The organism is Phocaeicola intestinalis (assembly GCF_014837065.1).
Lineage (GTDB): Bacteria > Bacteroidota > Bacteroidia > Bacteroidales > Bacteroidaceae > Phocaeicola > Phocaeicola intestinalis.
In genome coordinates, this window is record NZ_JACSPP010000017.1 from 32661 (window position 1) to 56375 (window position 23715).

Below are 23715 nucleotides of genomic sequence, written 5' to 3' on the forward strand. Positions count from 1 at the left end.
CATCATTTGAATTGTTCGATGATTTGGTTTAGTTCATGGATGTTCACAAATCCGCTTTGTCTCCATAGCTGTTTGCCGTTTTTGAATATCATAAGTGTAGGCACAGAGTGTACTGCATAATGCTGGGCTATTTGAGGATTCTTGTCGATGTTTATTTGGATAATCCGGATGGCATCTCCTTGCATTGCTTTCAGTTGTTTCAAGATAGGTGTCATAGCCTTGCAAGGTGTACACCATTCTGCGTAGATGTCTACCAGTACAGGAGTGGATGATGTAACTAAATCTGCAAACGTTTCCATAATCGTAATGCTTTTAGTGGGTCATAGTCTGATTGGGCGAATGTATCTGTTATTATAACATTTCCGGTTCTTGTTTTGTTCGGTAGGAACCGGGGATTTTTTGATAAAGATGAGGCACGACCCGGAAAGAGAATGTTCTTCTTTCCAAGTCGTGCCTCGTCTTTGTATATAAAAAAGTTTATTTCTTGCTCGGATTGTAACGGGCGTTCAGTCCTTCAACAATTTCATCGGTGATGTTGAATGCGTCGTCTGCATACAGCAGATTGTCGAATCCGGTATTGCTGATAATCAGGCTATATCCTTTGTCTTTGTTATAGATTTTCAGGAATGAATTAATGGAGTCGCGCAATTGCAAACTGTTCTTTTGGTTTTCTGTCTGTAGTTCGTTGGTTAATTTTTCTTGCAGTTCTTGCAATTTCTGCTGTTTTTGGACAATACGTACTCTTTCTTGTTCGGCACGCTCTTGACTTACAAAACCATTGTTTTCCAATTTGCGTTGGAATTCGCGCATATCGTTGTCCAAATCTTTGGCTTTTTCGTTCAAGGTAGTACGGATATTTTCCTCCTTCTGAATCATCTGTTCGTTCAGGTCGTTCCAGAACTTGTATTTAGTCAGCAATGAGTCTATTTCGACGTATGCTATTTTCATACTTCCCGGTACGGTAGCTGTAATTTCCGTCGAGTTTCCATTCTCTGCTTTCTTGTCAGTGCATTGTGTGAACATCAGCGCAAGAGCCAATGCCAAAAATCCATTCAGGACATACTTCATTTTTTTCATCATGTTTTTTCAGTATCTTAGTTATTAATTGTTTTCCTGTTCTTTTCCGTTAGGCATACGTTCGGCAATGGCATGCGGATTCGTTTGCCTTGCCTCGCGATCTTGCGATTGTACGCACCCGATACCCTTCCTACGCAACGCCTTGTTGCCGCTGACGTGGGTATTAGGGAATCTTCCGTTTTTTGTAAAGAGTATCTTTACAGAGAATAGTGCTATGCTGATAGCAACTATTAACACAGTAAAGAGGATAGTCTTAAGCATTTCTATTAATTTTGTGCTGCAAAGATATACTTTTTGTTATCGAAATTGGATGTTTGTCCTTGAAAAAAGCGGGGAGTATCCTCATTAATTCGTATTTTTAACTTATTTTTACGGAAGTAGAAAAATAAACACTTGATTTATGGAGAAAAAAGATTTGAAACCTGTTATTGTTTTCCAATATTTTGAAGAAGTGTGCCAGGTGCCTCGTCCTTCCAAGAAGGAAGAAAAAATAAGAGCTTATCTGTTGGATTTTGCCCAGAAGCACGGGTTGCATGCCCGGACCGATGATGCTGGAAATGTATTGATAGAGAAGCCGGCTTCGCGGGGCAAGGAGAATTTGAAAACGGTAATTCTCCAGTCGCACATGGATATGGTGTGTGAGAAAAACAAGGATACACAGCATAACTTCGAAACCGACCCGATAGAAACATATATTGACGGGGAATGGTTGAGAGCCAGAGGAACCACGTTGGGAGCCGACAATGGTATCGGAATAGCTGCCGAACTTGCCTTGCTGGCTTCGGATGATGTGGAACACGGACCTGTTCAATGTTTGTTTACGGTAGACGAAGAAACAGGGCTGACCGGTGCTTTCGCTTTGAAAGAAGGTTTTATGAAAGGGGATATCCTGATAAATCTGGATTCGGAGGATGAAGGAGAGTTATTTATCGGTTGTGCCGGAGGGGCGGGTACGACGGCTGTATTTCCTTGTCCGATGACGCATGCTCCCGAAGGATATTTCTTTTTCCGTGTAGTTGTAAAAGGACTTACTGGAGGTCATTCAGGGGATGATATAAATAAGAACCGTGCGAATGCTAACAAACTGTTGAACCGTTACTTGGTGCAACTGATGCGGAAATACGACCTGCGTCTGTGCGAGATAGACGGAGGGAATCTGCATAATGCCATTCCGCGCGAGGCTTATGCTGTATGTGCAGTCCCGATGGATAACAAGGAGTCGGTGCGTGTGGACCTGAACGTGTATTTGTCGGAAGTGGAAAACGAATATGCCGTAACTGAACCTAATTTGCAGATGGACTTGGAATCGGAAGCACCTCGTGCGGAAGTGATGGAAGTTGCTGACATGAAGCGTTTCTTGCTTTCTATTTATGCTGTGCATAATGGAGTGTATGCTATGAGCCAGGACATTGCAGGATTGGTAGAGACTTCGTCTAACCTGGCTTCGGTGAAACAAGGAAAAGGGGAACTGACAGTGGTGACCAGTCAGCGTAGTTCCATCCTTTCTTCGCGTGAGGATATGTCGATGATGGTAAGTGCAGCATTTTTGTTGGGTGGTGCTTCTGTTTCAACAGGTGACGGATATCCGGGTTGGAAACCCAATCCTTCTTCAGAAATATTGCACATTGCCGTAGAGAGTTACAAGCGCTTGTTTGGAACAGAACCGAAAGTAAAAGCCATTCATGCCGGATTAGAGTGCGGATTGTTTTTGGAGAAGTATCCTTCGTTGGATATGGTATCGTTCGGACCTACTTTGCGTGGCGTGCATTCGCCCGATGAGCGTATGCTGATTCCTACAGTAGATAAGTTCTGGCGTCATCTGCTGGATGTTTTGGCACATATTCCTGCGAAATCTTGATAAAAAATGATTGCACACCCATGGCACAGGCACACGTAAGTTCATATAGGTTTACCGGATGCCGTATCGGCAGGAAAGTAAATAGAATCAGGGGCTTTTTATGTTTGTCTGTGTTAGGTGTGTGCTTTTTCTGTTTGCGGGTCAGTGCACAGGAATCTTTTCGGGTGATGCACTATAATGTAGAGAATTTCTTCGATTGCCGTGATGATTCCTTGAAACAAGACGAAGAATTCTTACCACATGCCGTCCGTGGATGGAACTGGAACCGTTATCATGCAAAGATGAATAAGATAGCCAAGGTGGTGTTGACTGCTTCGAGTAATCAGGTTCCTGATTTGGTAGGACTGTGTGAGGTGGAAAATGCCTATTGCCTGGATGGACTGACCAGGTATTCGCCTTTGCGTGATGCCGCTTATCGGTATGTGATGACTGATTCGCCTGATGAACGTGGCATTGATGTAGCTTTGCTTTATCAGCCTGCTACGTTCCGGTTGCTTGGTATGCAGTGCATCCGTATTCCTTCTTTCCGTATCGGGCGAAAGCCTACCCGTGACTTGTTGCATGTAAGCGGGCGTGTCATTTCAGGCGATACCCTTGATGTATTTGTTTGTCATTTTCCTTCCCGTTCTGGCGGAACAAGGCAAAGCGAACCATACCGTTTGTTTGTTGCGGATGTATTGCGTCATACGGTCGATTCGTTGCTCTCCGTACGTCAATCCCCTTACCTTATTATAATGGGCGATTTCAATGATGAACCGTCCAGCCGTTCAATATCCCAAGTGCTGGGGGCACAAACGCCAGAAGAGGAGAATGATGTCTCATCTTTTCTTCTTTATAATTTAATGGCGGGAAAAGAACCCGGAACTTATCGTTACCGTGGAGAATGGGGAGTACTCGACCAGTTCATCGTTAATGGCAGTATGCTTCTTCCTTCAGCCTCACTTCATACCGGTACTGCGGAAGCCCATGTGCTTGACTTTCCTTTTTTGCTTGAAGAAGACGAACGATATGGAGGTATTACTCCTTTTCGCACTTACAAGGGGATGAGGTATCAAGGCGGATACAGCGATCATCTGCCCGTATGTCTGGATATCCGAATCAGATACTGATTCCCATAATATAGTCGTTCATATAAAAGCCGTTGCCGATGTGCGTGTCTTCTTCACGTACTTTTTCCATTCCCATGTGTTGGTAAAATCCAAGAGCCGGATTTTCCCGGTTTACGTTCAATTCCATTCGGCAGGGAGCCGGATGCAGTTCCTTGATACCTTTGATGGCCTGTTGGAACAGGAGTTTGCCTAGATGACTTTTTTGGTAATAGGGAATCACATAGATTTTCTGTAAGTGATACAGGTCTTCCCCTTCGGGTTGGATGGATACGTAACCTGCAGGCTCGCATTCTTCGTAGGCAATATAGTAGATGTGCCCTTCTTCTGTCATTTGTTTTTTCAGATTTTCGGGCGAATACATCCAGTCCATCATATAGTCGATTTGTTCCGGAGTCAGGATATCTTTGTAAGTGGCAGGGAAGACCTCTTTTGCCAATTGGTTGATTAAGTGAATGTCTTCGAGTGTAGCTTTTCTAATTGTAAACATTGTTCTTGATTTTTCTTACAAAGTTATTGTTTTTGCTTGAAAAAGAAGAATAAAGACAGGATAAATTCTGTTTCAAAAAGTATGATTGCATACTTTGTTTTGTTAAAAGAGATAAAATAAAAGTACTATGCAATACAAGGTATTTATATAATACATATATTTGTGCCATACAAAGAAATAAGGAGGAATGACAGATGAATGTTGATAATGTGAAATCTCAAATGCGCAAAGGGATGCTTGAGTATTGCATCTTATTGCTGCTTCATCGGGAGCCTCTGTATGCATCGGATATCATCCAGAACCTGAAAGAAGCAAAACTGATTGTGGTGGAGGGTACTTTGTATCCGTTGCTTACACGCCTGAAAAATGATAATTTGTTGTCGTATGAATGGGTGGAATCCACGCAAGGACCTCCACGGAAATATTATCGCCTCACTTCCGAAGGGGAAGAGTTCTTGAAAGGGCTGGAAACGGCATGGGACGAACTGGCGGCTACGGTAAATCATTTAAGAACGAAACTAATAACCTGTAAAGACAATGAAAAAGACACTGACTGTTAATTTGGGTGGAACCGTTTATCATATAGACGAGGACGCCTATATTTTGCTTGACAATTACTTGAATAATCTTCGCTATCATTTCCGGAAAGAAGAAAGTGCCGACGAGATTGTACGTGATATGGAAATCCGCATTTCGGAGTTGTTTAATGAATACCTTGCCGGAGGCATTCAAGTCATTACCGTTGTGCAAGTGGAAGAGGTTATCGCCCGTATGGGAAAACCTGAAGACCTGAGTCCGGATGAGGAAGAAACGGCCGAGAGAAAGACCGATGAATCGTTGCAAGGAGTGCAACGGCGCTTGTTCCGTAATCCGGACGACCGTATTCTGGGCGGTGTACTTTCGGGATTGGCTGCTTATTTCGGCATCGATTCTACTCCTTTACGTATTTTGTTGCTGATATTAGGCTTTATCCTGCTCAGTGTGGGAGGATTTTTCCCGTTGATGTTGGCATATATTATCATGTGGATTATTATTCCCCAGGCACGCACCGCCACCGAGAAACTTCAGATGCGAGGTGAACCCATCAATATGGAGAATATCGGGCGGACAGTGACCGACGGGTTCGAACGGGAAGGCGATAAGATACGTTCTGCCGGGTCTCGTTCGTTGCTGGCACGTTTTTGCGATGCTGTGATACAAGTGGCAGGTTTCCTCATCAAGGTAGTGCTGGTATTGGTTGCCATTTGTTGTGTGCCGGCATTGCTTGTCGGGCTGGCTGTAGCCTTTGCATTGTTGATGGCTGCCACGGGAGTATTGGCAAGTACGCCTGCCCTGCTTTATTATGCATTGCCAGAAGTAGATTGGAGCATGCTGACTACGAGCCCTGCTCCTGTTATCGGGCTCGCAGTCTGTGCACTGTTGGTAATAGGCATTCCCGTAGTCGGTTTGTTGCAGGTTATCTTGCAGAGTTTCAAGGTCTGGCGTCCGATGGCTACGGGAGTCAAGGTGACTCTGATATTGTTATGGATTATAGCGGTAGCAGTAGGTTCATTCTTTGTGTTCCAGCTTCCCTTTGTTATCCATAGTGTCACCGACTGGGTTTGAACTTTGTGCCAGTCTGTATACAGTTTCCTATTGTAGAAAAGTATGACGCTCCATTTCTACTCCACCCGAACGGATGATTACTTCGTATGGCAGGTTGTCACCGTCTGGGTGGAATGAGGGGGGCAGTATAAGTTCGGATACTCCGTAAGGTTCCAGGCTTTCTACAGTACCTTGTGCTATGGTTTTATCGTTCAGGCGCACTTCAACTTCAGCTGGTTGTGAGGTAGAAAGTCCGAAGTTTTCCACTTTTACTTTCAGGGTTCCTTGCGAGGAGTCGTATTGTGGGCGGCGTGCCGAGAGAAGGGCAGGAGTATAGTTGACATAGGGCAGGTAGGCATAGCCGAACAGTAACTCACCTTTTGTTGTGTGTCCAATAAGTTTGGGCGCAAATTCATCGGGAGTGATACCGCTTCCTTTTCCGTCAAAGGTCACTATCAGGTCTTTTCCGTCTTTGCGTGTCTTTACTGGCAGGCAACCTCGTCCGTAATTGACTTCTGTGTATGCACCGAAGCGGAGGGACTGAATATCTATGTCTGTTTGAGGATTGAATCCCGGTTCGGCCTGTATCCGTACTTCAATACGTCGGGTAGAGTCATCAATGGGTTGGGTGTTGAGTACCGAAAGCAGTATTCCTTTGTTGAGTGGGATACAGATGTTTTTCGATGAATGCCGGTCACCTGGAAGATCATTCCATTTAATGGTATCGATGACTGCAAAATTCATTTGTATGGCTCGTCCGTTGTGGTCTTGGAAAACTTTCGGTCGTTCGTATTTGAACCAATGCTCTATTTCTCCATCGCGATGGAAAGATACGCCGGGCATGTAGGCTTCGCCTTGTTCCGTTACCCAGTGTATGCCGTCTTTCGAACGTTGGTAATAGGCTATGCGTCCTAGCCAATCGTTGACAATCAGGTGATACTGTAGGCTGTCTTTCCATACCACTGGGTCTTCGAATTTGCCTTCTACAGCAGGATAGACCCGTTTGCCTGTCAGTTGCCGGTAAGGGGAGATGCCGTCGCGGCTAATCCATACACCTCCACCACGGCATACCATCAGGCGTGAGCCGTCTTGCCGGCGGGCAAAGGTGAGGTTGGACAATCCTTCGATGATTGGTCTGTCGCGTGGGTCGAAATCAAATTTCTGGTAATACCATATCGGGCTATCTTCATTTGTTGCGATGTAGTATCCGTCGATAACATAGACTACGATACGTCCGTCGTCCAGTCGGAAGGCTTCAGGGTTATGCCCTTTCCCGATGGAGTTCTGGATGTGATAGGGACCGGTCAGTTTATCGGAGGTGGCGTGAAAGACGGTCGAATTAGACCAGAACATGTGTCCTTTGGGTGAGTTTTCCGGCCATCCGCATACATATAGATGATACCGTTTGTCGGGAGTCTGGAGGATATTGCCTCCCCAAAAAGAGATGTCTGGCAGTTCGATGCCGTTGTCTGTATATCGGTTCTGCACGCTGTCTGTTCCCCATGTCTGTTTTCCTTGGGTTCCTTCAGGCATGGCAAGGAAGCGGTCCATAAACCGGGCTCCGGGAACCAGTTGTTGCCATTCGGCAGGACGTTCGCGTTCGACGGTTTGTGCATAGGTGCTGGTGCTGCATGCTAGTACAGACAGTCCCAGGAGTATTTTGGTTGCGATGTTTTTCTTCATATTCTTCTGTGTTTGGTTTTAGTATATTAGTTTAAAGTATTCTGTCTTTTCGATATCAGATAATTCTTTCCGGCATGAAAGATTCCGTTGATAATGTTATTGGAACGTGTAAACAGTTACTTAATACTTAAAAAGGTCATATCAATCACTGCTTTGAGTAATGATACGACCTTTTTGGGCTGATTTCATCGACACTGTTTGTGTCGCGGAATTTACGCTGTTTGTATGTATCCAATCGGCTTCTGCATTGGTTATAAGTCTGTCTTGTCATTGTTTTTCCAGTGCGAAGCCTAGCTGCAGGCCGTCGTATTCGTCCAGCAAGGAATTGGCGGTGCTTACCACCGAATTGGAGGAATTGCTGCTTAAGGCACTGCCTATTGTCTGCATCAGCGACATGACTTTGTCTGCCTTAAAAAGCAGGCTCATCTTCTTGGGAGCCAGTACATTCTGCGAAACGATGGCGTTGAATTTCAGTCCCAGTTTTGTCTTCAGTTGCAATTCTTTCGTTTCACTGTCATACGTATAGGTTCCAGATGTGGTACGCCCTTTTACTGTCGAGGTGTAGGTACCATCGGAATTGAAGGTGTATGAACATCCTTCTGTAAAGCCCAGCTTTTCCAGAATGCCAGTCATCTTCTCTTCTACTTTCTTTGACGCTACTTCGCCTCCCGCTTTTGCCAACAGATTGTCACTGGTAAACTTGCAATCGGGTCCCGTATAATTCCACGTGCCTTCTATCGACCACGAAGCAAGGTCGCTTCCTTTTCCTTCCGTTATCGCATTGGCTACTCCGGAAAGAATCGATTTCCAGTCTTGTGCCTTGCCTGTGCTGCAAAATACAAAGCATAAGGCAAACACCAACATTCCTTTTATGAAATTGTTCTTTTTCATTTTGTTCATCCTTTCATTATTCTAGTATGGCAGAAGTCACAGTGTACAGCAAAACGACTCTGTGACTCTGTGATGAAAAGGAAAATCAACAAGCTTTGAAGCTCATATCCAATCCTTTTACCGAATGGGTCAACGCACCTACCGAAATGAAGTCGACACCACATTCGGCATAATCACGAAGAGTATCAAAGGTGATGCCTCCTGATGATTCGATTTCGTAGCGTCCTCCTACCATTTCTACAGCTTTGCGTGTGTCGGCAGGCGTAAAGTTATCCAGCATAATGCGGTCTACACCACCCAAGTCGAGCACTTGTTGCAGTTCGTCGAAGTTCCGTACCTCGATTTCTATCTTCAAATCCTTTCCTTTCTCCTTGCAATATTCTTTCGCACGCAAAATGGCCTTGTCGATTCCTCCGGCGAAATCTACATGGTTGTCTTTCAGCAGAATCATATCGAAGAGACCGATGCGGTGATTTACTCCGCCACCGATTTTTACTGCCATCTTTTCCAGAATGCGCATGCCCGGAGTAGTTTTACGCGTATCCAGTACGCGGGTTTTTGTGCCTTCCAGACGCTCTACGTATTTATGGGTCATTGTAGCGATGCCGCTCATGCGTTGCATGATATTCAGCATCAGACGTTCGGTTTGCAGAAGCGACTGCACTTTTCCCGATACTATCATGGGTACATCTCCCGGTTTCACAGGAGTGCCGTCCTGAATGAACACTTCCACTTTCAATGTCGGGTCGAAACGGCGGAATACTTCCTTTGCCACTTCAATGCCTGCCAGTATGCCTTCTTCTTTTATCAGCAGCTTCGATTTTCCCATAGCATCGGCTGGAATGCACGATAATGTAGTGTGGTCGCCATCACCTATATCTTCGGCAAACGACAAGTCGATAAGCCGGTCAATCAAATCTTTTACAATTTTCTCGTCCATATTCGTTCTGTTTTTTTATTGTACTATCAAATCGGGGCAAAGGTACGGATTTATTCATACCTTTGCAAAAAGAAAATGTTTAAAACCCGATTAAAGATTATGAAATTTGTACTATTGGTTGTAGGAAAGACAGTAGAGAAACATTACATTTCCGCCATAGGTGATTATGTGCAGCGGATAAAGCATTATATTCCGTTCGACATTGAAGTGATTCCGGAACTGAAGAATACCAAGAGCCTTAGTACCGACCAGCAAAAAGAAAAGGAGGGCGAACTGATACTGAAAGCACTCCAGCCTGGAGACGTGCTGGTCTTGCTTGATGAACACGGCAAGGAGTTCCGCTCGACAGAATTTGCCGCTTGGATAGAACGCAAGATGCATTCCGTCAAGCGGTTGGTGTTCATTATCGGAGGTCCGTACGGGTTCTCGCCTGCCGTCTATCAGGCGGCGCAAGAAAAACTTTCACTTTCGAAAATGACTTTTTCGCACCAGATGATACGTCTCATCTTTGTCGAGCAATTATATCGTGCGATGAGCATCCTGAACAACAGTCCGTACCACCACGAATAGATGGACACATATTACTGTTTTTACAAAGTCAAACGGCTGCCCAGTCCGGGACATCCCAGTCCTCCCTCAATCCCATATTGCTAGGACTGCAGTCCTAAGCTTACTAGGACTGGAGTCCTGACCTATCGGGACAGCAATCCTGACTGCACAGGACTTTTTACGCAATCCAATGGCTTTAATTATGCAGTTTGCCGCATCCGGCAACGCAGCCTACTGTATCCGAATTACCTCTTCATTCCCCGTATCACGTCTTTTGTGGCGGCATCTACCCGGTATGACTCTACGATTTTCTGTAATGCCTTGTTGTAAGTGAAGTTGTCCAACGAATTTTGTTGCAGGTATGCCATCGTCTGTTGGGGAAATTTCACGAAGCAGACAGAGAGTGCCCATGCCACTCCCATCCGTACGTAATAGCCTTCGTGGTGAATCATATTATATAAGGAGAGAAGTTCACCGATGTGCTCCTTGTCGATGAAGAGCTGCATCGCCATCACCACTCCGAAACGGATTTCATACTCGCCCTCGGCTTGCATCCAAGTCTTCAGGTACTCCCACAGCCGTTCTTTGTTCGTTTCGACGAACCGCTTTCCTCCTCCGAACTTGAACGTGTCGCATACCGACCAGCTGTTGATGTTCCATACAAAACGGGTCACTCGGTGCAGGTACACCTCGATGTCGGCATCGGGACGGATGCAGCCCAATACCATTCCATGCAACATCCGCTCTTCCATATAATAGGTGTCGGCGGTATCGAGGTAAGCTTCCCAATCGGCTTTGGCGATGCGTGCCGCCAGTTTCCGCAAGTGGGGCACACGGATACCCAACACATGTTCCACGCCCGGATTCAGGCTTTCGGTAAACTTTTTGTTCCCCTGCTCTGCCAACCGGAGCAGATGCTCTTTGATGGTCAAGCCTTCGAGTCTGTATTCTTCCATATCTTTTGCTTTGTTGTCATATTTCCTGCAAAAATACGCATTGCTATCCCCATAAGTAGGTATTTAACATCTTTTTTTACCTAAAAGTAGGTATTGCCGCTATAAAGCAAGCTCCATACCTTTGCGGTAGTTAAAAATCAACAAAAGATAAAGAGAAATGAAAACAACGAGACTCCTATTCTCACTCTGTTTAGCGATGCTTGCCCCGCACGCTTTCGCTATAGCAGAGCAGGCAAGTAAAAGCAATGCGGACATAACCGCAGAGAGCGCATCGGAAACGGTTAAGACGGAAAAGAAGAAATCACGCTTCACCATCGGCGGGTATGGCGAAGCGGTATATAGCCGGAACTTTTATAGCGACAATTATTTGCGCTATGACAGTCCGCAGGATTATAAAGACGATAAACACGGACGTTTTGACCTGCCACATGTTGTCCTGATGTTAGGATATGATTTTGGCAAAGGCTGGTCAATGGGGATGGAAATCGAATTTGAACACGGAGGTACAGAAAGTGCCGTTGAGATAGAAGAACATGAAGGAGGTGAATACGAAACCGAAGTGGAACGTGGAGGTGAAGTTGCCCTCGAGCAATTTTGGATCCAGAAATCTTTCTGTCCGGAGTTCAACATTAAATTAGGGCACATGGTCATCCCGGTAGGTGCTACGAATGCCCATCACCTTCCTACCGAATTCTTTGGTGTATATCGTCCGGAAGGTGAAAATACCATTATGCCTTGTACGTGGCATGAAACCGGATTAAGCATTTGGGGACGTGCAGGAGATTGGCGGTATGAAGCTATGTTGCTTCCTGGACTTGACTCTGACCGTTTTAATGATAAGGAATGGATAAAAGGCGGTGCCGGAAGTCCTTACGAATTCAAGATAGCCAATGCTATGGCTGGTGCTGTCCGTGTAGATAATTATTCGGTAAAAGGCCTTCGACTTTCTGTAAGCGGATATGCCGGAAACACATTCAGCAATACGCTGAAGAAAGCGACCAATGCCATATACGACAATGTAAAGGGAACAGTATTAATCGGTTCATTTGATTTTCATTACAACGACCATAACTGGGTGGCACGTGGAAATTTCGATTATGGACACTTGTCGGATGCTGCTTTGATAACCCGTTATAACCAAAGTTTCTCCAATGACTCGCCTGCGAAAAAAAGACCTGTAGCTACATCAGCAATTTCTACAGGGGTAGAAGTGGGCTACGACTTATTCGGTTGGCTTGGCAAAAAGCAGCAAGAAAAAGGACGCAAATTCTATCTTTTCGGTCGTTATGAATATTATGATTCAATGTATAAAACGGAAGATGCAGTGACTGATTATGAAGAATATGGACGGCAACGCATCGCTTTCGGTGTCAACTACTATCCGATGAAAGACATTGTACTGAAGGGGGAATATTCATTGGGTATCCTTAAAAGCAAATTTAATAATGAACCTGCCGTCTCATTGGGAGTAGCATATTCCGGTTTCTTCAATTTGTAAAATCAAAAACAAGATACAAACAAAACACTAATTTAAAAATAAGACAATGAAAAAGTATTTGAAATTTCCGATTTACGTGGCATTGTCTGCCATGGTAGGCATGAATGTTACGGCTTGTAGTGATGACGACCCTGTTAATCAGGAAGAATCTGGAACTCTCTCTGCACAGGAACAGGCTCTGAAAGATGTAATAACTGATTATACAGACCAAACTGTGATACCTACTTACAAAGGAATGGCAGATGCCGCTATGGAACTGCATAGCCTATGTATTGATATTCGTACCAAAAAAGCGGACGGAACCTTATCTACCGCCGATGTAGAAGCAGCCGGCGAAGCTTGGAAAACCGCACGCGATTATTGGGAAAAAAGCGAAGCCTGGCTGTTCGGCCCAGCCGGAGACTACTATATAGACCCGCACATTGACTCTTGGCCGCTTGATAAGACCGGTATGGACGCTCTGCTAAACAACCCAGCGCAGATGGCACAAATGGATGATGAAGGTGTATACGTAGGTAACTATTTAGGATATGCATTACAAGGATTCCACGCCATCGAATATCTTTTATTCGAATTGACAAATACAAATGCAGACGGCAATGCTACAGCTGATTCCAAAAGCGTGGCACATAACCTGAACTATAGCGCTGAAGAATTAAACTATTTAGTAGGTTTAGCTGCGGACTTGCGTAATCAATGCATCTTATTGGAAGCATGCTGGGCAGGCACCGAAAATGTAACGGCTGAAAAACAACAGATTCTGACCGATACCGAATTGGACAAAGGCATCAACTTCGGTGAACGTATCAAAAATGCAGGCAACGCAGGCAGTGAATACGTAAACTATCTTGATGTGATGTACGACATCATCACCGCCGGAATCCAAAACATCGCAAACGAAGTAGGTAATATCAAAATCGGGAACCCGACAGGTAAAGGACTTCCTTCGGGAGGTATGGAATACGACCCGAACTATATTGAATCGCCTTATAGCCTGAACTCCATCCGCGACTTCCTGGGCAATATCCAAAGCATCCGCAACGCCTACCAGGGTTCTCCTTCGGTAGACGGAACCATCCAAGTGCCAACGAATACGCTTAGCACATATATCGCTACACTTGATGCCGACCTGGACAACCGTGTGAAAGCAGCCATCCAAGATGCATACGATAAAATTTCGTTGATGGGTGAACCGTTTGCATATACGTGCGGAGCATCTGAGTATGATACCGTTAACCAAGACGCAATCGATGCCTGCAACGTAATGAATGACATCTTCGACGAAGTGAAAGCTTTGCTACAAGCAAACCATTAATACGATTTGCCCTGATACAAAGGCATAGGCATTCCTCTTCGGAAGAATGTCTATGTCCTTTAAACATACCGTAACCACACTAACTTTATATTACTTTTGATTATGAAGAAACAGTATTATTTAGTCGCATTTCTGACAATAGGCATGCTAACGGCTTGTAGCGACGATGAAGTAAAAACAGATAATCCCACTCCCAATCCGGAACCGTCAGAACTCCCTGACTGGTATTATACAGGTGGAGAATTGGGTACGACATTCAACTCGTCTTCTACCGCCTTCGAAGACCCGACTCCCGTAGTGGACGGTGATGCCGATATGACCGCCTCTTTTAACAGAGGAGAACAATTCTTCGAGAAACCTTATACATCTAATTTCTCTGGTATGCGTCACGGTTTGGGACCTATCTATATCCGTACCTCTTGCCAGCATTGCCATCCGGGATACGGGCACGGACAAAGCCAACCTGCCGGTTCTTTCAATACAAACACAATAGGCAACGGCTACTTATTAGTTGTCTACAACCCTGCAACCAATGCCTACGTTTCTTGGCTTGCAGGTATGCCGCAGACCCATGCCGTGGCCCCTTTCAAGGCTCCGCTGGACGAAAGCCAGATTATGCTGACTTGGCATGAATATACCGACCAGAACGGGAACAAGTTCCCCGACGGTGAGACCTATTCGTTGCGCTATCCGGAAATAACGATTCCCAAGAGTGCCATTTATGTAGCCAACAAAGGATATGATGTGGGCACATACGAAGTCCGCCTCGAATCCACCATCGGCATTTACGGTACCGGCTTGCTGGATGCCATTTCGGATGAAGACCTGAAGGCGCAATACGTGCAGGAAGAAAAAGACGGTTATCTGAAGAACGGGCTGAACCCCAACATCTTTGCCAACGGAGACTGGACGGGGCAATATGCCAACACGGCACAGGGAGGTGACGGGACGAAATATCCTTTCCGTTATACGTATGCTCTGAGCCGTGGTCCGTTGCAGGATGCAGCCGGAGCCAACGCCTTTTGGAACATCACCAACGTTACACGTAGCGACCGCCGGTTCCATTACCTGGATGCGGCAGGCACGTATGCCCAGTATTCTTCGGAAGACCCCGAAGTGCAGGCAGGCTTCCGTGACTACATCGAGCAGGCAGACCCCGACAAGAATCATCCCGACTGGCACATCCAGAACGAGGACGGCACGTACAACGAACAGCAGAACATCTACAACTACCTGACTTCGAAAGAACTGGACGTGGAAGTGTCTGACCAAGACTACATCGACCTCATGGTATGGCATCGTGGGCTTGCCGTACCTGCCGCACGCAACGTAGACGATGAAGAAGTATTGAAAGGCAAGGAACTCTTCGAGCAAATCGGTTGTACGTATTGCCACAAGCCCAGCTGGACTACGGGCGATGACGAGATACGCGACCCGGCACGCTTCTTCACAGGAGACAAGGCAAACCAGTTGCCCCGTTATCCGCACCAGAAGATTTGGCCCTATACCGACATGATACAGCACAAGCTGCACATGCAGAACGATATCCGTACCGGCTGGTGCCGCACCACTCCGCTTTGGGGACGCGGCTTACACCAACGTTGCACCGGAGCCGAATATGCTGACCGTCTGCACGATTGCCGTGCACGAACCACGCTGGAAGCCATCATGTGGCACGGAACCAGCACTGAGAGCGATGCTTACGAGACTGTGGAACAGTTCCGCCAGCTCTCGAAAGAAGACCGTGACGCCATCGTGAAATTCATCGATTCTATTTAAATCAGTAGACTAGGTACTAGGTGACTAGGTATTAAACACCTCGTTTTAAAGACTATTTAAAACCTGGTACCTAGTCAACTAGTACCTAGTCAACTAGTCACCTAATAAAAAACAAATGAAACTGATAAAACGTATTGCTTTCGGAAGCGCAGGACTGCTCGTCTTGCTGATGATGGCCGCCACCGTTGTAGAAAAACTGCAAGGAACCGGTACGGCTTGGACGGCTATCTATGGCTCTCCGTTCTTTACCATACTGTGGGGAATCCTGGCGGTATGCGCTTTGGTTTACCTGATAAGCCGGAGGATGCAACGGGATTTTTTTACGTTCCTGCTGCACATCGCGTTTCTGGTTATCCTGGCAGGAGCGCTCACCACGCGCCTTTGCGGAAAGCAAGGAAGCATCCATTTGCGGATGAACGATACGCCTGTTTCGGCTTTCGTCACTTCAGGAACGGAGGAAGAGCCGCTTCCTTTCGATGTGCGGCTGCACGATTTCCGTATAGACTATTACAAAGGAAGCTTTGCGCCCATGGACTTTACCAGCCGCATCCGAATTGAGGATAACGGAATGCAGGCAGAGGGAGAAGTGTCGATGAACCGGATATTCACCTATCGCCATTACCGTTTCTACCAGTCGGCATACGACAAGGACGGGCAAGGAACTACCCTTGCGGTGTCTTACGACCCGTGGGGCATCGGCATTACCTATACCGGATATGCTTTATTGCTGCTCTCTGTCTTGGGCTTCTTTTTTCAGAAAGACAGCATGTTCCGCCGGCTTCTCCGTCATCCCGCGTTGCGTAATAAAACCGTTCTGTTAGGTATCGCGCTGTTTTCATCCGTCGCTGGCATGGCTTCGGGACAACCCAAGCACTTATCCCGTGAGGCGGCATCCGCGGTAGGCAACCTCTACATCTATTACCACGACCGCATCTGTCCCTTGCAGACCTTGGCGAAAGACTTTACCGTAAAGCTTTACGGCAAAACGACCTACAAAGGACTGACTGCCGAACAGGTGTTTACGGGCTGGTTCTTTTATTACGATGACTGGAAAGCCGAGCCTGTCATCCGCATTAAAAGCAAGGAAGTGCAACGCCGGCTGGGTATCGGAGGGGATTATGCTTGCCTGAACGATTTTTTCGGAACGGAAGGGTATAAGCTGAAAGAGAATGGAACGGGCAGTTCCCAATACAAACGTGAATGGAACGAGGCGAACGAGAAGTTCAACCTGATTAGCATGACCGCTACGGGAAGCATCCTGGAAATCTATCCGTGCCCTGTGGTACATAACCGAATAAACTGGTTCGCCCCCGTAGACGACCTTCCCAAAGAACTTCCCGATGAACAATGGTTGTTTATACGCAAAAGCCTGGGATTGTTGAGCGAACAGGTGATGAAAAGAAACGATGCCGCCATTATCGGACTTACAAACAAGATACGGAAATACCAGCAAAAGACCGCAGGCGAAGTGTTACCTTCCGACGCACGCTTCGAGGCGGAAAAGCTCTACAACCGCTTGGATTATACCAAGCCCTTGGCTATGGCCTGCCTTGCCATAGGCATCCTGTCCTTTGTCTTCTATGCACGGAGGATGAGCCGCTCGCTATATGACAAAACACGCTTGAACGCTTTCCTGCTCGCCACATTGGGCATCGTAGCGGGCTATCTGCTTATACTTATCTGCCTGAGAGGGTTCGTAAGCGGACACCTTCCGCTCTCGAACGGATACGAAACGATGCAATTCATGGCGTTGTGCGCCGTCGTGCTCACTTTCCTCTTTTACCGCAAGCTGGAAACCGTTATCGCTTTCGGCTATATGCTATGCGGGCTGGCATTGCTGGTGGCGATGCTGGGTGAAGCCAATCCACCCATCACCCAACTGATGCCGGTACTGGCATCTCCTTTGCTGAGCCTCCACGTGGTGACCATCATGATTGCCTATTCATTGACCGCATTTGTCATGCTGAATGGCATCATGGCGATTGTGTTGCGCTCCACCCGCACAGATTACCAAGAAGCCATCGTCCGCCTGCAAGTCATCAGCCGGATTATCCTTTATCCGGCGGTGTTCTGCCTGGCACTCGGCATCTTCATCGGTGCCGTATGGGCGAATGTTTCATGGGGGCGTTATTGGGGATGGGACCCGAAAGAGACTTGGGCGCTTATCACCTTATTTATATATGCGGCAGCCTTGCATGCTTCGTCGCTCCCCGCATTCCGTCGGCCTATGTTCTTTCACTGGTTTGCCGTTATCGCGTTTTTGAGCGTACTGATTACTTATTTTGGCGTCAATTTCATCTTAGGCGGCATACATAGCTATGCTTAAAAAAGAAAGCATCATTTGTTTTTACTTGTCATTCTGTTGAGAATGAAAACAGAGGCTGATGCGTGAGCACCGGCCTCTGTTGCTATAAAAGATTGTCTTGTATGATGGGGATTCAATATCAATATACTTCCACCTTGGCAGCCAGCGACTTGCACTTGTCGCGCAAGGCATCGAGGTCGCCGTCCGGTTTGTCGTAGCAAACCACTACGCCCATACGGCGGTTCAGCTTCGTAAACGGTTTGCCGAAGATGCGTAAATACGTATCGGGTTGTGAGCAGACCAGTTCTTCACCCCGATAACGCGGAGCTTCCTTGCTGGCTATGGGCGAAAGAATCACGGCACTGGCACCGATATGCTCTTGTGTAATGCCTGGGATAGGTAATCCCAGCACAGCGTATAAATGCAATTCAAATTCGTTCAGGTTCTGGGTATTTGCCAAAGTTACCATACCCGTATCGTGCGGACGTGGAGAAAGTTCGGAGAAGTACACGCCGTTTTCGTGACTCAAGAAGAACTCTACGCCCCAAATGCCATAGCCGGTCAATGCTTCGGTTACTTTTGCTGCCATGCGTTGCGCTTCGGCAAGATGTTCGGGAGCGATGTGTGCAGGCTGGAAGCTCTCGCGGTAGTCCCCGCCTTTCTGTACATGTCCGATAGGCGGGCAGAACAGGGTAGGACCGTTCTTCTGCGTCACCGTAAGCAAGGTGATTTCACTGTCAAACTGGATGAACTCTTCGATTATCAGTTCCTTGATATCGCCCCGGCTTCCTTCGCAACCGTAATGCCATGCGTGTTCCAGGTCTTCCGGACCTTTCGCTACCGACTGGCCTTTGCCCGATGAGGACATCAAGGGTTTGATGACACAGGGGAAACCGATTTTTTCTGCCGCTTCCTTCAATTCGTCGAATGATTTGGCATAGAAATATTTCGCGGTCTTTAATCCTAATTCTTTTGCGGCAAGGTCGCGTATCGCCTTGCGGTTCATCGTAAAGTTTACGGCACGCGCACTGGGCACCACCTGAATGCCTTCTTTCTCCAAATGGTACAACCGTTCGGTACGGATGGCTTCAATCTCAGGCACAATAATGTCCGGATGATATTTTTCAACTACACGGTCGAGCGCATCGCCATCCAGCATATTGAATACTTCACAAGCATCTGCCACCTGCATGGCAGGAGCTCCTGCATACGAATCACACGCAATGATGTACTGTCCCAAACGTTGGGCAGCAATCACAAACTCTTTTCCTAATTCGCCGGAACCCAGCAACAATATTTTCTTCGTCATACGATTAACTTTTTTCTATGTGGACAAAGATAACACAAATTTTGCTTTGCTTGCATGGAAACTATGAAAAAACAGTATCAATTCTTTTCATGGGGTATCCGACTTAGTTATCGCGTCATGCACTTTCTTCTGGTGTGGCTGTCTGGCTTTGAGATGATGTTTCATTATTTTTATCATTTTCATTTTCATCCGGTTCATTTTGTGGCTGTTCGGATTGGGTTTCGTCTGGTTCTGAAAGTTCGTTGTCTACATTTTCTTCTTCCTCTTCTGTTGGTAAATCACGGAATGCCTGCATGTACTCTTTAGGTGTTTGTCCAAACAAATCTTTAAAAGTATTCGAGAAATGAGACAAGTTGCTATAACCTACAGCATAGGCAACATCCGAGATAGACAGTTTCTTCTCTTTCAGCAATTTGGCTGCCTGCTGCATACGGATGTTGCGAATGAAATCGCGCGTAGAAAGATTGGTAAGTTCTTTCAGTTTCCGATACAGATGGACACGGCTTAAACCAATGCTGTTGGCAAGCATTTCTACGCTGAGTGATGGCTCTGCTAAGTTGTCGTTAATGATTTTCATAATGCGGCTCATCAGCATTTCATCGGATGATGGAACTTTTACTTCCTGCATCTTGTCATTTTGTTCTTGAGCTCCGCTGAATTTGTTTTTCAGTAAACGTCGTGTTTCTATCAGATTGGTAATGGTGCTCCGCAACACTTCGATGCTGAAAGGTTTGACGATGTAGCTGTCAGCTCCGGTTTCGATGCCTTCCGCTTGTTCTTCATTCCTTCCTTTGGCTGTAAGCAGAATGATAGGGATGTGGTTGATATTCGTATTCGACCGTACCTTTTTGCACAATGTGATACCATCCATTTCGGGCATCATTACATCGCTGATGAGCAGGTCTACCGGATGGTTTAGCAAGAAATCGTATGCTTCGGATCCGTTGCTGCACGTATCTACTTTGTATTCGTCAGACAGTTCGTTGCATAGATATTCGCGTATTTCTTTTTCATCATCAACTATTAGAACGTGAAGATTGTATTTCGTTTTCGCTTTCTTTGTTCCTGCTTCTGGTTCAGATGTTTCAGAGTCATTCTTTCCGATATATTGTTTTTCTTTGTTCTGTTTGAAGGTTTTCAGATTAAGATTGTTGTGCGAGATATCCAGTTCTTCCATCTTCAAATGATTACTGCCTTGAGGAATGCGTACGATGAACTTGCTGCCCTGGCAATCAGTGCGATTGCAGGCAGTGATAGTTCCATGGTGAAGTTCTACGAGCGAACGGGTCAGATGAAGTCCTACGCCAGTACCTGCCTGATTGCGGGTAATGTCATTGTTTATCTGATAGAACCGTTCGAAGATACGTTCTATTTGTGCATCATCCAATCCTATGCCTGTATCAGAAACTGTTATCTCAATGTATTTTTTTAGAGGAGCAGGTGCAGCTGCATCTTCTCCTACGGTGAGGGTAATGTCTACACTTCCTCCTTCGGGAGTATATTTGAAGGCATTTGAAAGTAGATTCATCAGTACTTTGTCGAAGTTGTTCAGATCTATCCATGCTTTAAGCCGTTCATCGTTATGATGAAAGGTAAATGTGATGTGTTTGTTTTGTGCCAGATAGCCGAATGTGTTGACGACATCATTGATGAAGCCGACGAGGTCTGTTTCGCGGAATTTCAGACTCATTTGTCCTTTATCTATTTTGCGTATGTCCATCAGTTGGTTTATCAGCCGCAAGATGCGTATCGAGTTACGATAGATCATTAAATAGGTTTTATTTAACTCCGGATTGTCACAGTTGGCTATTAACTTTTCCATCGGATTGATGATGAGTGTAAGCGGTGTGCGTATTTCGTGTGAGATATTGATAAAGAACTGTAGTTTGGCTTCATTGATTTCTTCTGTATGTTTGCGTTCTACCATTTCTTTCCGTTGTTTGAGCTGTGTGCGGGCATAGCCGATAAAGGCAAGCACAATAAGTACAATCAATGCACTATATAACAAGTATGCCCACCATGACTGGAACCAGGGAGGTGTGATGAGAATGCTTATTGTCTTTATGTTCGAATGGTATCCATGGTCGATGGCATAGACTTCGAAGGTATATTTCCCGGAAGCCAAGTTGTTGTAGGTGACAAAGTTGGTTCCGGGTGCAGTCGTTTGCCATTCTTTATCCAGCTCATGGATGCGGTATTTGTAAATAACCTGTCCCGCCTGTGCAAATTGTAAGGTAGAGAACGAAATGCTGAACGTATTGTCGGTATAGTTCAACTTGAAACGGTTGGCATCCGTTACAGCAGTATTGATGATGGGGTGTCCTCCCGATAAGGTGTTGGTGTTGACAGACTGTCCGGACACCTTGAAATCTGTGATGACTACGGGTGGAACAGTACGCTCGTTGATGATTTGTTCAGGTACGAAACTGGTGATTCCGTTGATACCGCCAAAATGGATGGTACCATCGGATGAGTGGAAATAAGAGCCTCGTGTAAATTCGTTGCCTTGCAGTCCGTCTCCAGAGTGATAGACTGTAAAAGTTTGCGTTTTTTGGTCAAGCCGGTTGATGCCGTTGAATGTACTTACCCATATATTTCCCAGTTTATCTTCGCAAATGCCGCATATGATGTTGTTGCTGAGTCCTTCTTGTTGGGAATAACGTTTCAGTTTTTTGTTTTTTTTATCGAATTTGTACAGTCCCTTTGAGGTACCTGCCCAAATGTTTCCCATATGGTCTTCTGTAAGGGTATATCCGATACATCCTTGCAGGATATAGTTCTTTTGTGTGAAGTTTATGAAACTTTTAGTTTTAGGGTTGAAACAAGTCACTCCTTTGAAGTGTCCAATCCAAACCAGTCCTTCACTGTCGCAATAGAGGCTGTTAATCCAATTGTTTGGCAATTCGTCATAACTATGTGCAGATGTACTCTTTTCTGTTGACTTGTACTGTGTGAACTGTTTTGTTTCTTTATGATAGACAAACAGTCCGTTGCCGTATGAACTGAAGTACAGGTGCCGGTCGTGGTCTTCGGTAATGGCAAATACCCGCTCGTTATATAGTTCGGGTATGAAAGTGCATGAATTCATGCTTGGATTTAGTTGGGCAACGCCTTTTGTATAGGAGCCTAACCATATCGTATTGTCCGAGTCTTGGAATATGCTCAGTATGGTATTTGCTACGCTATGCGGTCCTTTGTCCGGTGTCAGGTGTTGGAGCGTATGGAAATGGTTGTCCAGGATGTATAGTCCGTCGTTGTCGGTCCCGACAAGCAAATTCTTTTTATTGTCTTGGAATATCGACATGACGCATTGTTTGCCGAAAGGACTTCCGTGCATGGATTTGAATCCATGGTATTGGAATGGATTATGTCTCATCGGGATGAAAGCTACTCCCTGCTGGAATAATCCTAACCATAGGTCATTGTTACGGTCAAAAAGGATGGTATGTATCTTTTTGTTTTTCAGATTGAACTGTGTATCCTCTAATTCTTTGTCTGTTATTTCATGTTTTTCCGTCGTATATACTTTCAGTCCTTCTCCATCAGTACCGATATAAAGTTGTCCGTTGGCATAAGTCAGAGCTTTTACGGGCAGGTTGTATCTGTCTTGATAGGGAATTTGTCTGAATTTCCGGGTCGAGTTGTTATAAATATTCAGTCCGCCGGTCAGAGTGCCGATATAAATATTTCCGTACGGGTCTTTAGCCAGGCTGGATATATTATTTTCGCTGATAAGAGGAGTCTTGAATGTCTTTATGGTTTCTTTGATTATATTGTAACAGATAAGTCCATCATTTTCTGCGCCAATCCATAAGTTGCCTTTCCCGTCATCCAGTATTGTGCTCAGATGCCGGAATCCTAATTGGTTGATGGCCATGATGCATTCTCCCTGTTCTTTTTCGGGATGAATACGGAATAAACCTTCTCCTGAAGTCGATGCCCATAAAGTGCCTTCTCGGTCTTCGATGATGTGGGTTACATCTGTATAAATCTGTCGTTCTTCTTTATATAGCGGTATGTTTGTGAAAGAATCGGTGTTCCGGTTGTATTTTACCAGTCCTCCCATAGTGCCTACCCAGATATTTCCTTTGCTGTCTTCGAAAGTCAGATGCACGTAGTCATTATTTAGCGAGGTAGTATCATTGTCCTGATGTCTGTAGGTGTTGAATTTGTTTCCGTCAAAACGGTTGAGTCCATATTCTGTTGATATCCAAATAAACCCGCTTCTGTCTTGATAGATGTCGTTGATAAGGCTACTCGATATTTGATTATCAGTTGAATAGAGAACGGAAATTTGCGCAAAAGCTTCCGCTACAACAAAACAGTAAAACAAACCGGTATATAGAATCTTTTTTAGCATAAGTATAAATGATAG

At 45.6% G+C, this 23715-nt stretch carries 19 protein-coding genes; 9 read left to right on the forward strand and 10 right to left on the reverse strand.

Going from position 1 to position 23715, the window contains the following annotated elements; genetic code table 11:
- Window positions 1-2 precede the first annotated feature (2 nt).
- From trxA to H9625_RS07435, 3 genes are all read right to left on the reverse strand, one after another.
- A complete protein-coding gene (trxA, locus tag H9625_RS07425; RefSeq protein WP_022039380.1) occupies window positions 3-299 on the reverse strand; it encodes a thioredoxin in 297 nt (98 codons plus the stop codon).
- A 178-nt stretch (window positions 300-477) separates the two neighbouring features.
- A complete protein-coding gene (locus tag H9625_RS07430; RefSeq protein WP_022039379.1) occupies window positions 478-1077 on the reverse strand; it encodes an OmpH family outer membrane protein in 600 nt (199 codons plus the stop codon).
- Window positions 1078-1101: 24 nt separating this feature from the next.
- The gene (locus H9625_RS07435) at window positions 1102-1338 is read right to left on the reverse strand and encodes a hypothetical protein (RefSeq protein WP_022039378.1); all 237 of its coding nucleotides are present in this window, start codon (window positions 1336-1338) and stop codon (window positions 1102-1104) included.
- 139 nt (window positions 1339-1477) lie between these two features.
- Here H9625_RS07435 and H9625_RS07440 point away from each other — a divergent pair, with 139 nt between their 5' ends.
- A complete protein-coding gene (locus tag H9625_RS07440) occupies window positions 1478-2935 on the forward strand; it encodes an aminoacyl-histidine dipeptidase (RefSeq protein ID WP_191763707.1) in 1458 nt (485 codons plus the stop codon).
- A gap of 20 nt (window positions 2936-2955) precedes the next feature.
- The gene (locus H9625_RS07445; RefSeq protein ID WP_449428998.1) at window positions 2956-4044 is read left to right on the forward strand and encodes an endonuclease/exonuclease/phosphatase family protein; all 1089 of its coding nucleotides are present in this window, start codon (window positions 2956-2958) and stop codon (window positions 4042-4044) included.
- On the opposite strand, the gene H9625_RS07450 is transcribed toward H9625_RS07445, so the two are convergent.
- Entirely contained in the window at window positions 4034-4531 is a 498-nt protein-coding gene (locus H9625_RS07450; RefSeq protein ID WP_087249633.1) for a GNAT family N-acetyltransferase, read from the reverse strand. The genes H9625_RS07445 and H9625_RS07450 overlap by 11 nt on opposite strands.
- Before the next feature lie 194 nt (window positions 4532-4725).
- Between H9625_RS07450 and H9625_RS07455 the strand changes: the two genes are divergently transcribed.
- Both H9625_RS07455 and H9625_RS07460 read left to right on the forward strand, forming a co-directional pair.
- Window positions 4726-5091: a PadR family transcriptional regulator gene (locus tag H9625_RS07455; protein WP_022039374.1), complete on the forward strand. Its 366-nt coding sequence runs from the start codon at window positions 4726-4728 to the stop codon at window positions 5089-5091.
- On the forward strand, window positions 5069-6136 hold the full coding sequence (locus H9625_RS07460; RefSeq protein ID WP_022039373.1) for a PspC domain-containing protein: 1068 nt from the start codon (window positions 5069-5071) through the stop codon (window positions 6134-6136). The genes H9625_RS07455 and H9625_RS07460 overlap by 23 nt, the downstream gene beginning before the upstream one ends.
- 27 nt (window positions 6137-6163) lie before the next feature.
- On the opposite strand, the gene H9625_RS07465 is transcribed toward H9625_RS07460, so the two are convergent.
- The 3 genes from H9625_RS07465 to nadC all read right to left on the reverse strand — a co-directional run bounded on the left by H9625_RS07465 (window position 6164) and on the right by nadC (window position 9629).
- Window positions 6164-7798 carry a glycoside hydrolase family protein gene (locus tag H9625_RS07465; RefSeq protein ID WP_191763709.1) on the reverse strand — a complete coding sequence of 545 codons (1635 nt, stop codon included), beginning with the start codon at window positions 7796-7798 and terminating at the stop codon, window positions 6164-6166.
- A gap of 267 nt (window positions 7799-8065) precedes the next feature.
- Entirely contained in the window at window positions 8066-8689 is a 624-nt protein-coding gene (locus H9625_RS07470) for a DUF4923 family protein (protein WP_022039370.1), read from the reverse strand.
- A gap of 85 nt (window positions 8690-8774) precedes the next feature.
- The gene (nadC, locus tag H9625_RS07475) at window positions 8775-9629 is read right to left on the reverse strand and encodes a carboxylating nicotinate-nucleotide diphosphorylase (protein ID WP_087398210.1); all 855 of its coding nucleotides are present in this window, start codon (window positions 9627-9629) and stop codon (window positions 8775-8777) included.
- A gap of 99 nt (window positions 9630-9728) precedes the next feature.
- On the opposite strand from nadC, the gene rlmH reads away from it, so the two are divergent.
- Complete coding sequence (gene rlmH, locus H9625_RS07480; RefSeq protein ID WP_191763711.1) at window positions 9729-10199, forward strand: 23S rRNA (pseudouridine(1915)-N(3))-methyltransferase RlmH; 471 nt, start codon at window positions 9729-9731, stop codon at window positions 10197-10199.
- A gap of 224 nt (window positions 10200-10423) precedes the next feature.
- Here rlmH and H9625_RS07485 read toward each other — a convergent pair whose 3' ends face one another.
- The gene (locus H9625_RS07485; RefSeq protein WP_191763713.1) at window positions 10424-11134 is read right to left on the reverse strand and encodes a DNA alkylation repair protein; all 711 of its coding nucleotides are present in this window, start codon (window positions 11132-11134) and stop codon (window positions 10424-10426) included.
- 157 nt (window positions 11135-11291) lie between these two features.
- Here H9625_RS07485 and H9625_RS07490 point away from each other — a divergent pair, with 157 nt between their 5' ends.
- From H9625_RS07490 to ccsA, 4 genes are all read left to right on the forward strand, one after another.
- Entirely contained in the window at window positions 11292-12632 is a 1341-nt protein-coding gene (locus H9625_RS07490; protein WP_087249639.1) for a hypothetical protein, read from the forward strand.
- Between the two features lie 46 nt (window positions 12633-12678).
- Window positions 12679-13947 (forward strand): imelysin family protein, encoded by a 1269-nt coding sequence (locus H9625_RS07495; protein ID WP_225226341.1) that lies wholly within the window; start codon window positions 12679-12681, stop codon window positions 13945-13947.
- A 102-nt stretch (window positions 13948-14049) separates the two neighbouring features.
- The gene (locus H9625_RS07500) at window positions 14050-15726 is read left to right on the forward strand and encodes a di-heme oxidoredictase family protein (RefSeq protein ID WP_191763715.1); all 1677 of its coding nucleotides are present in this window, start codon (window positions 14050-14052) and stop codon (window positions 15724-15726) included.
- A 115-nt stretch (window positions 15727-15841) separates the two neighbouring features.
- Window positions 15842-18052, forward strand: coding sequence for a cytochrome c biogenesis protein CcsA (gene ccsA / locus H9625_RS17975; protein WP_191763717.1), 2211 nt, complete (start codon window positions 15842-15844; stop codon window positions 18050-18052).
- A 118-nt stretch (window positions 18053-18170) separates the two neighbouring features.
- Here ccsA and purT read toward each other — a convergent pair whose 3' ends face one another.
- On the reverse strand, window positions 18171-19340 hold the full coding sequence (gene purT, locus H9625_RS07510; RefSeq protein ID WP_022039361.1) for a formate-dependent phosphoribosylglycinamide formyltransferase: 1170 nt from the start codon (window positions 19338-19340) through the stop codon (window positions 18171-18173).
- A gap of 115 nt (window positions 19341-19455) precedes the next feature.
- Window positions 19456-23673 carry a hybrid sensor histidine kinase/response regulator transcription factor gene (locus tag H9625_RS07515; protein ID WP_225226343.1) on the reverse strand — a complete coding sequence of 1406 codons (4218 nt, stop codon included), beginning with the start codon at window positions 23671-23673 and terminating at the stop codon, window positions 19456-19458.
- Window positions 23674-23715: the final 42 nt, after the last annotated feature.

Bases quoted from the DNA above. Each gene is read 5' to 3' on its own strand.
- trxA (WP_022039380.1), bottom strand. From the start codon at position 299: ATGGAAACGTTTGCAGATTTAGTTACATCATCCACTCCTGTACTGGTA.
- H9625_RS07430 (WP_022039379.1), bottom strand. From the start codon at position 1,077: ATGAAAAAAATGAAGTATGTCCTGAATGGATTTTTGGCATTGGCTCTT.
- H9625_RS07435 (WP_022039378.1), bottom strand. From the start codon at position 1,338: ATGCTTAAGACTATCCTCTTTACTGTGTTAATAGTTGCTATCAGCATA.
- H9625_RS07440 (WP_191763707.1), top strand. From the start codon at position 1,478: ATGGAGAAAAAAGATTTGAAACCTGTTATTGTTTTCCAATATTTTGAA.
- H9625_RS07445 (WP_449428998.1), top strand. From the start codon at position 2,956: ATGGCACAGGCACACGTAAGTTCATATAGGTTTACCGGATGCCGTATC.
- H9625_RS07450 (WP_087249633.1), bottom strand. From the start codon at position 4,531: ATGTTTACAATTAGAAAAGCTACACTCGAAGACATTCACTTAATCAAC.
- H9625_RS07455 (WP_022039374.1), top strand. From the start codon at position 4,726: ATGAATGTTGATAATGTGAAATCTCAAATGCGCAAAGGGATGCTTGAG.
- H9625_RS07460 (WP_022039373.1), top strand. From the start codon at position 5,069: ATGAAAAAGACACTGACTGTTAATTTGGGTGGAACCGTTTATCATATA.
- H9625_RS07465 (WP_191763709.1), bottom strand. From the start codon at position 7,798: ATGAAGAAAAACATCGCAACCAAAATACTCCTGGGACTGTCTGTACTA.
- H9625_RS07470 (WP_022039370.1), bottom strand. From the start codon at position 8,689: ATGAAAAAGAACAATTTCATAAAAGGAATGTTGGTGTTTGCCTTATGC.
- nadC (WP_087398210.1), bottom strand. From the start codon at position 9,629: ATGGACGAGAAAATTGTAAAAGATTTGATTGACCGGCTTATCGACTTG.
- rlmH (WP_191763711.1), top strand. From the start codon at position 9,729: ATGAAATTTGTACTATTGGTTGTAGGAAAGACAGTAGAGAAACATTAC.
- H9625_RS07485 (WP_191763713.1), bottom strand. From the start codon at position 11,134: ATGGAAGAATACAGACTCGAAGGCTTGACCATCAAAGAGCATCTGCTC.
- H9625_RS07490 (WP_087249639.1), top strand. From the start codon at position 11,292: ATGAAAACAACGAGACTCCTATTCTCACTCTGTTTAGCGATGCTTGCC.
- H9625_RS07495 (WP_225226341.1), top strand. From the start codon at position 12,679: ATGAAAAAGTATTTGAAATTTCCGATTTACGTGGCATTGTCTGCCATG.
- H9625_RS07500 (WP_191763715.1), top strand. From the start codon at position 14,050: ATGAAGAAACAGTATTATTTAGTCGCATTTCTGACAATAGGCATGCTA.
- ccsA (WP_191763717.1), top strand. From the start codon at position 15,842: ATGAAACTGATAAAACGTATTGCTTTCGGAAGCGCAGGACTGCTCGTC.
- purT (WP_022039361.1), bottom strand. From the start codon at position 19,340: ATGACGAAGAAAATATTGTTGCTGGGTTCCGGCGAATTAGGAAAAGAG.